The organism is Streptomyces phytophilus (assembly GCF_013870535.1).
Lineage (GTDB): Bacteria > Actinomycetota > Actinomycetes > Streptomycetales > Streptomycetaceae > Streptomyces > Streptomyces phytophilus.
Genome location: NZ_JACBXC010001662.1, coordinates 1 through 1,094, shown reverse-complemented (window position 1 = coordinate 1,094; position 1,094 = coordinate 1). Strand labels below are relative to the sequence as shown.

At 75.4% G+C, this 1,094-nt stretch carries 1 protein-coding gene and 1 pseudogene; both read left to right on the top strand.

The genetic code is table 11. The features are described 5' to 3' along the window. Positions 1–373 (top strand): annotated as a pseudogene (locus H5J30_RS35050) (ABC transporter ATP-binding protein); the annotation flags it as partial. Next, on the top strand, positions 370–1,094 hold a 725-nt coding region (locus tag H5J30_RS35045), incomplete at its 3' end, for an ABC transporter ATP-binding protein (RefSeq protein ID WP_181791832.1). The pseudogene H5J30_RS35050 and the gene H5J30_RS35045, both read left to right, overlap by 4 nt.

The window sequence follows — 1,094 nt, the reverse complement described above, 5'->3', positions numbered from 1 at the left end:
CGCGAGCGGCGAGCAGGTCTTCGCCGCGCTGCGCCGCGCCAACGAGGAGCTGGCCACCACCGTCCTCGTCGTCACCCACGACCCGCTGGTCTCCCGCCAGGTCCGCCGCACGGTGCAGATCCGCGACGGCCGCACCGCCGCCGAGACGCTGCGGGACGAGGAGCTGACGGCCGCGGAGTACGCCGTGCTCGACCGCGTCGGCAGGCTGCAGCTCCCGCGCGAGTACGTCGAGCGGTACGGTCTGCGACGACGGGTCCGGCTCACCGCGGAGCGGGACCACATCGGGGTGTGGCGGGCCGGCGGGGAACGGGACCGGCACGGCGGGCACCACGACGAGCAGGGCGAAGAGCACGACGAGGGGGAGGACTCATGAGCGAGGACACCGGCAGAGAGGGCACGGCGGTACGGGAGCGGGCGGCGGACACGGCCGAGGCCATGGTCGTCGTCGAGGACCTGCACCGCACGTACGGCAGCGGCGCCACCGCCGTACACGCCCTGCGCGGGGTGTCGCTGCGGGTGCCGCGCGGCGAGCTGGTCGCGCTGAAGGGCCGTTCCGGCTCCGGCAAGACGACCCTGCTCAACCTCGTCGCGGGCCTCGACGTCGCCGACTCCGGCCGCATCGAGCTGGACGGCGTCGCGCTGTCCGGGCTCGGCGAGGCGGAGCTGCTGGAGCTGCGCCGGGACCGGATCGGGCTGGTCTTCCAGTCGTTCGGGCTGATCCCGATCCTGTCCGCGGCGGAGAACGTCGGGGTGCCGATGCGGCTGCGCAAGGTGCCGCCGCGCGAGCGCGAGGAGCGGGTGGAGCTGCTGCTCGCGCTGGTCGGCCTCGCGGACCACGCCGCGCAGCGGCCCGGGGAGCTGTCCGGCGGGCAGCAGCAGCGCGTGGCGATCGCCCGGGCGCTGGCGAACCGGCCGGCGCTGATCATCGCGGACGAACCGACGGGGCAGCTGGACGCGGAGACGGGCCACGCGGTGATGGAGCTGCTGCGGGCCGTGGTGCGCAGCGAGGGCGTCACGGCGCTGGTGGCCACGCACGACGCGGCGCTGCTGGACCTGGCGGACCGGGTGCTGGAGCTGCGCGACGGCGTGATCAC